Genomic DNA, 6,741 nt, shown 5'->3' with positions numbered 1-6,741 from the left:
TCGCTTTTGAATTGAGAACTGCTGTGCTGTATGCCAAGATGTTGCCGATTGCGCTAAGATCGTGTATACAAATAAAATCTATTCGATTCAGCAACCGGACCGCGTCCAGGAGGGTTAAATGCCACAGAACGAACCCCTGACCCATCTTGCCAAAGCGCAGGCGCTGTCCGGTTTTGCCGTGCTGGTCAAAAACATGTTGTGGGAGACCGACCTGGCGCTGCTCGGGGCGGTCAAGAGCGAGGGCGCGTCCGACGACGACAAGCGCATGCTGCGCACGGCCCACGACTTCCTGCGCCAGCAAGGCCAGGTGTTGGAGAAGCGCATCGTTATCACCTTCGCGCTCAATCTCGACCGCGCGATGCAGACCATGTACAGGGACCTGCGCAGGGACGTCAAGGACCTCACGGCCGACGACCTGACCTTGATCGACGACGAGGTCGTCAACCGGCTGATCGAGGTCGACCGCGTGGTCACACGCTTCCGCGACGGCGACCAAGTCGATCTGGGCCGCATCAGTTTGTCCATCGCGCGCCTGCATGGTTTCGAGGAGGTGCGCGAACGCGAGAATCCCTTCCGGCCCTACCTGCTGGCGCGCGCCTTGCACGACGGCTTGCGCGAATTGGTTGCCGACGACACGCTCGCCAAGCTGCTGTTCACGCACCTGTCCTCGACCATGGCCAGCCAACTGCCTACGTTCTACCGCGGCATCCGCACCGTGTTCGAAGATGGCGGGGTGAGCACCGAACTGCTGGCGATGCGCTCGCCCCAAGCGCGCGAGGCCGCCGGGCGGGCCGCGCTTGCGCCCGGCGCCGTCGCCGTCGCCGGCATGGCGCCCAAGCAGCCGGACGCGGCCGTGCCGCACGCGCCGCAGGCAAGCCCCGTGTTGCCCACCGCGGCCGAGATGGCGCAGCGGCGCCAGAGCGCCGCCTTGCACGATTTCGTCTGGAAGGTGCTCAACCAGCCCGGCGCCGTCAAGGCGCGCGCGCCGCAAACAGGCGGCGGCCCCGCCGACGGCTTCGACGCGCGCCTGCGGCTGGCCCAGAAGTCGGCGGCGCAATCGCCGGCGGCGGGGGCCGCCGCAGGGGCGGGCGCGCAGCCGACCCTGCAAGAGCAGGTCGACGGCCCCGGTGCGTCCGACCAGGACCGGATGATGGCCGGCATGGTCGATCTGTTGTTCGATTTCGTCATGCGCGATCCGCTGATCCCCCCGCGCCTGCGGTCCCAGCTGGGCCGCCTGCAAATACCTTTCCTGCGCGCCAGCATGGCCGAGCCCGACCTCATGCACCAGCCGGGCCACCCGGCGCGCGAACTGATCGATCGGATGGCCGCGGCGGCCATCGGCACGGGCGCCGACCCGGCGGCCGACCAGTCGATGGAGGCGCGCATCGAACAACTGATCGGGCAACTGCTCAACCGCTTCGATGGCGACATCGGCGTGTTCAAGATGTGCCTGGCCCAGTTCGAGGGCTTCCTGGTGCGGCAACTGCGGTTCCACGACACCCGCACCGCGCTGTGCGGCGAGTCGATCGACGAGGCCGAGAGCATCGCCGCGATCACCCACAACACCACGCTCGCGCTGCAGGATCTGCTCGGTCCGCTGGCGATCGACCCGCGGGTGTTCGATTTCATCACCGGGCCGTGGCTCGAGGTGCTGGTGCACCCGCTAAGCTGGGATCCGCAACGGCGCGGCCCCGAGTCGCACGCCGCGCTGCGCCACCGCGAGCTGCTGCCCGAACTGCTCTGGAGCGCCCAGGAAAAATCGACCGCCCAGGAGCGCGCCGAACTGACGGCCTTGCTGCCGGGCCTTGCCAGCCGCATCCGCCAGGGCTTCGAACTGATCGGACTGGACCGGGATCGGGCGCAACAGGCGATGGACCAACTGGTGGCGGTGCACGCCGACGTGCTGCGTGGCAAGCCGGCCGCGCCGGTGTTCGGCAAGCGCGTGCTCAGCATGGAGCAGCTCGAGGGCCGTTTCCACAATATGCAACTCGAGGCCGGCAACGGCGCGGGCGCCGACGGGCGCCCTGTGGTGGTGCGCCCTCTGGTGCTGCGCGCGGCGCTGGCCCGGCGCGAGGTGGCCGCCACGCTGGTGGTCAGCTACGACGCCCACCCGGCCCAGCAGTCCGACGCCGGCTGGCTGCGCCAGATGCGGGTCGGCACCGCCGTGCTGCTGCGGATCGACGCCAACGAGGTCCCGGCGCGCCTGAGCGTGGTCAGTCCGCACGGCTGCCTGTATATGTTCTCGCCGCTGTCGGCGGGCGCGGCGCCCCATATCTACTCGCACAGCACGATGCTCAAGGCGCTCCAGGACCGACAGATCCGTCCGCTCGAGCACGCGCCCCTGTTCGACCGGGCGGTGGCCTCGCTGATCGGCGAAACCGAGGAACCGATCGTCATGGCCGGCTAGCCGCTGTCGGACATTTGCTGCGGTTTCTTCCTCGTCGCGACGGAAATCGCCACATTTATTAAGCAACATCTGATTGCCGTACTACACTAGCGCTTGTACCGAAATCACAAAACGATATCCAAATTGCATTGCTCCTTGAATAAATATCAATGATAATGGCCGCTCATTCCCCACTGCGCAGGTCATGACACAAAGTTCGCCGAACTCCATAGACGATCACCTCTACGTTCTTCGCAGGCGCTGGGAGGCGTACGTGGCCGACGGCCTGTTCGACCAGTTCATCGAATTCACGGTCGCCGTCAACAGCCTGGCCGAATATTTCACCCGCTTGCGCATGCCCGGCCTGGTCCGCCTGTGCGAGGGGCTCGAAGTTGCCGCGCTAAACAAATTCGGCGACCACACCACCCATCCGCTGGCCCAGACCGACATCATTTCGCTGACCCGCCAGATCGACACCCTGGGAGGCGCGGTCACGATCGTGCGGCCGGCGCCGCCAGTGCGCCGCATCGACGAGCGCGTCGCGCCCGCGCCGGTGCCCGACATCGACTGGATCAAGCCACGCTCGGTCTGGCTGATCGCCGCGCCCGAAAAGCACGACATGGCCGACGCGCTGGCGCGCCAGCTGCGCTTTTTCGGCTTCCTGATCATTGAGCTGGACTGGGAGAGCGACGCCGCGCCCGACGACATGCCGCTGGCCGTGTTGTTCCTGCCCGCGAGCCAGACCACGCAGCCGAAGGAATTCACGCGCATCGCCGCGATCCGCGCGAGTTGCCCGGGAAGCCAGTTGTTCTACATCGGCGTCGACTCCCACATCGAGCCGATCGTCGCCCTGATGCGCGCCGGCATCGACATGACCGTGCCCGCCCGCGAGCAGCCGTCGATGGTGCTCAACCACATCCTCGACCTGGTCCAGACCAACAAGCAGGAGCAATACCGGGTGCTCGTGGTCGAGGACTCGCGGGTGGCCGTGGCGCTCATCGAGCGCACGCTGGGCCAGCACGGGATCGACACGCACGCCATCAGCGATCCGGGCGAATTGCTCGACCGGCTAGAAAGCTACAAGCCCGACCTGATCCTGATGGACATGTACATGCCCCGTTTCGACGGCGTCGAGGCGACCCGCGTGTTGCGCCAGATGGCCGCCTACGGCTCGCTGCCGATCGTCTACCTGTCGGGCGAGTCCGACGTCGGCATGCAGGTCGAGGCGCTGCGCCTCGGCGGCGACCAGTTCCTGATCAAGCCGTTCAACCCGGTCTTGCTGGCCGCCATCGTCAAGACCAAGATTGAGCGCTTCCGCAAGATCCAGCGTTCGACCGTGCTCGACGGCCTGACCGGGTTGCTCAACCATACGGCGACCAAGTCGCGCCTCAACGCGATGGTGTCGCAACTGCAGCCGCACGGCACGCTGACGGTGGCCATGATCGACATCGATTACTTCAAGGCGATCAACGACACCTACGGCCACCCGGTGGGCGACCAGGTCATCCGCGGCCTGGCCTGGCTGCTCAAGGGGCGCCTGCGCTCGCTCGACCTGATCGGCCGCTACGGCGGCGAGGAATTCCTGATCGCCTTGCCCGACGTCAGCCCGGAGCAGGCGTTCAGCGTGATCGACCGCATCCGCCACGATTTTTCGGCCATGCCGCATGCGCATCCGGGCGGCGCCCTGTGCGCCACCTTCAGCGCCGGGATCGCCTCGTTCCCCCTGCGCGACACCTCGGCCGGACTGACCGAGGAGGCCGATTCGGTCTTGCTGATGGCCAAGCGCATGGGCCGCAACCGGGTCGAGCAGGCGCGGCTGTTTTAAGCCAGGCTTTCAGGCGGCAGGCGTCGGCAGCGGCGTTGGGTTTGCGCTGATCAGGCGTCCTCGTTCTTGAGGATGCCGCGCACGTTCATGATGATCAGCCCCAGTTGCAGCCCGATCAGCGCGTAGGCCTCGTCGTTCCAGCCCCACGCGATCCACAGCACATTGCTAAGCAAAAACAAGCCGAAGCCCAGCATTCGGCGCCTGGCATGATTGGAGCCGATCATCCACGCCGCCAGCAGCGTGACGACCATCGCCGGCCACTGGAGGAAATCGATGATTTCGGTCATCGGGCGCCCGCGGCGCGCGCAGCCCTCATGCCGACTTGCGCCGTGCCGGCGTGGCTTTGGATGGCGCGCCCTTGGCGGCGGCCGCGCTCTGGGCTGCCTTCTGGGCTGCCTTCTGGGCTGCGTTCTGGGCCGCCTTATCGGCTGCCTTATCGGCGGGCTTATCGGCGGGCTTATCGGCGGGCTTGGCGCGTTTGGCCGGCGCCGCGCCCTTGCTGCCGCCCTTGTTGCCTCCCTTGGGCGCGGGCGCGCCGTCGTCGTCCGCGCCGTCGTTGGCCGCCGCCGCCTTGCCCGGCTTTTTGCCGATGCTTTGCCGCAGCAGCGCCACCAGGTCGACCACATTGCTGCTGGCCGGGCGCGGCGTCTCTTTGCCGGGCATCGTGATGGTCTTGGTTTCATTCGCCTTGACCTTTTTGTCGACCAGCGCGAGTACGTCTTCGCGGTAGCTGTCGTGGTATTGCGCCGGGTCCCATTGCGCGCTCATGCCCTCGACCAGCGCCTTGGCCATCTGCAGCTCTTTGTCGTTCAGGCCGGCGGCCTTGGCGTTTGATGCGGGAATTTTGAGTTCGTCGGTGGCGCGGATCTCGTCGGCGAAGCGCAGCGTGTTGAGCACGATGGCGTCGTCGACGCACACCAGCGCGGCGAGGTGCTGCTTGACACGGATCACGACCTTGGCGATGCCGACCTTGCCCGTCTCGCGCAAGGTTTCGCGCAGCAGCGCGTAGACCTTGTCGCCGCCCTTGCCGGGGGTGAGGTAGTAGGGCTGCTCGTAGTACAGCAGGGGCACGTCGGCGGCGTCGACGAAGGCGAGGATGTCGATGGTCTGGGTCGCCTCGGGGTTGGCCTGGCGCAGGTCTTCTTCGGACAGCACGACGTATTCGCCGTCGGCGTATTCGTAGCCCTTGACGATGTCGTCCCAGCCGACCTCTTTGTTGTTGTTCTTGTTGTAGCGCTTGAAGCCGACGGGCGAAAAATCGCGCCGGTCGAGCATGGTGAGGTCGAGCGCGCTGTCGCGCACGGCCGGATACATTTCGACGGGGATAAGCACCAAGCCGAAGCTGATGGCCCCTTTCCATAGGCTGCGCGGCATTATCCCAGATCCCCCATTACTCTCCCACGGTGCCGGTGATGGGCAGGACCACGCCCGTGATATAGCTCGAACACACCGACGAGGCCAAAAACACATACGCGGGCGAGATTTCTTCGGGCTGCGCGGGGCGGCGCATGCTCGTGTCTTTGCCGAAATCGACGATTTTCTCGGCCGACTGGTCGGCCGGGTTGAGCGGCGTCCAGACCGGACCCGGCGCGACCGCGTTGACGCGCACGCCCTGGTCGATGAGGTTGGCCGCGAGCGACATCGTGAACGCGTGGATCGCGCCCTTGGTCGTGGCGTAGTCGAGCAGGTGGCCGGACCCTTTGAGCCCGGTGACGGAGCCGGTGTTGATGATCGAGGCGCCGCGTTCGAGATAGGGCAGGGCCGCCTTGGCCATGTGGAAGTAGCCGTAGATGTTTGTGCGCATGGTCTCGTCGAAGCGCTCCTCGGTCAGGTCGAGCAGCGAATGGGCGTGTTCCTGGAACGCGGCATTGTTGACCAGCACGTCGAGCCGGCCCCATTTGGCGACCACCCTGTCGACCGCCTCCTGGCAGAACGACATGTCTTTGACGTCGCCGGCGACGCCGATGCAGCGCCGGCCCTCGGCCTCGATGCGGCGCGCGGTCTCGGCGGCGTCTTCGTGCTCGTTGAGGTAAAAGATGGCGACGTCGGCGCCCTCGCGCGCGAACAGCACCGCCACGGCGCGGCCGATGCCGGAGTCGCCGCCGGTGACGATGGCGACTTGGCCCTGCAGCTTGCCGCTGCCCTTGTACAGAGGCGCCATGAACTCGGGCTTGAGCTCCATGGCGTGCTCGTGCCCCGGCTTGCTCAGGTGCCGCGGGGGGAAGGGTGGCGCGGGGTGGTCCCGCGCGCCCGTCTGCACCGCCGCCCCGCTCCTGGGCGGGCTGCCCTGGTCGTCGATCTGGTCTTGCCGGCGCTGGATCGCCTTTTGAATCTCCGCAACGTCGTCGACTGTGTTGCCGGGGCCGCCCATGTCATCATTGTTCGCCATTGCCGCCTCCTGCTGGGGGTTTGTTTATTCGACCATTATTGGCAATGCGGGTTCGCCGCACCGTGCGCGCGCACACACAAGGCGGCCATCCGGCGGGTCAACAATTGGGCGGACGAACAGGGCGATTGCATGAAGCCAAAC

Annotated in this window: 5 protein-coding genes; 2 read left to right on the top strand and 3 right to left on the bottom strand. The window is 66.4% G+C overall.

Annotated features, from left to right (window positions below; all coding sequences use genetic code 11):
• The first annotated feature begins 118 nt into the window (after positions 1-118).
• On the top strand, positions 119-2,407 hold the full coding sequence (locus tag C7C56_RS08575) for a DUF1631 family protein (protein ID WP_106757021.1): 2,289 nt from the start codon (positions 119-121) through the stop codon (positions 2,405-2,407).
• A gap of 184 nt (positions 2,408-2,591) precedes the next feature.
• Positions 2,592-4,211: a diguanylate cyclase gene (locus tag C7C56_RS08570; protein WP_106757020.1), complete on the top strand. Its 1,620-nt coding sequence runs from the start codon at positions 2,592-2,594 to the stop codon at positions 4,209-4,211.
• Between the two features lie 50 nt (positions 4,212-4,261).
• Here C7C56_RS08570 and C7C56_RS08565 read toward each other — a convergent pair whose 3' ends face one another.
• From C7C56_RS08565 to C7C56_RS08555, 3 genes are read right to left on the bottom strand one after another with little or no spacing between them, the layout of a single operon-like run.
• On the bottom strand, positions 4,262-4,498 hold the full coding sequence (locus C7C56_RS08565) for a hypothetical protein (RefSeq protein WP_106757019.1): 237 nt from the start codon (positions 4,496-4,498) through the stop codon (positions 4,262-4,264).
• 25 nt (positions 4,499-4,523) lie between these two features.
• Complete coding sequence (gene ku / locus C7C56_RS08560; protein ID WP_106757018.1) at positions 4,524-5,585, bottom strand: non-homologous end joining protein Ku; 1,062 nt, start codon at positions 5,583-5,585, stop codon at positions 4,524-4,526.
• 16 nt (positions 5,586-5,601) lie between these two features.
• Positions 5,602-6,600, bottom strand: coding sequence for an SDR family oxidoreductase (locus C7C56_RS08555; protein WP_181373077.1), 999 nt, complete (start codon positions 6,598-6,600; stop codon positions 5,602-5,604).
• Positions 6,601-6,741 lie beyond the last annotated feature (141 nt).

The sequence above is a fragment of the Massilia glaciei genome, from assembly GCF_003011895.2.
Taxonomy (GTDB): domain Bacteria; phylum Pseudomonadota; class Gammaproteobacteria; order Burkholderiales; family Burkholderiaceae_D; genus Telluria_A; species Telluria_A glaciei.
The sequence above is the reverse complement of the archived record's forward strand: the minus strand, read 5'-3'. Positions and strand labels throughout refer to the sequence as shown.

Excerpts from the sequence above, each read along its gene's own strand:
- C7C56_RS08575 (WP_106757021.1), top strand. The coding sequence starts at position 119 with ATGCCACAGAACGAACCCCTGACCCATCTTGCCAAAGCGCAGGCGCTG.
- C7C56_RS08570 (WP_106757020.1), top strand. The coding sequence starts at position 2,592 with ATGACACAAAGTTCGCCGAACTCCATAGACGATCACCTCTACGTTCTT.
- C7C56_RS08565 (WP_106757019.1), bottom strand. The coding sequence starts at position 4,498 with ATGACCGAAATCATCGATTTCCTCCAGTGGCCGGCGATGGTCGTCACG.
- ku (WP_106757018.1), bottom strand. The coding sequence starts at position 5,585 with ATGCCGCGCAGCCTATGGAAAGGGGCCATCAGCTTCGGCTTGGTGCTT.
- C7C56_RS08555 (WP_181373077.1), bottom strand. The coding sequence starts at position 6,600 with ATGGCGAACAATGATGACATGGGCGGCCCCGGCAACACAGTCGACGAC.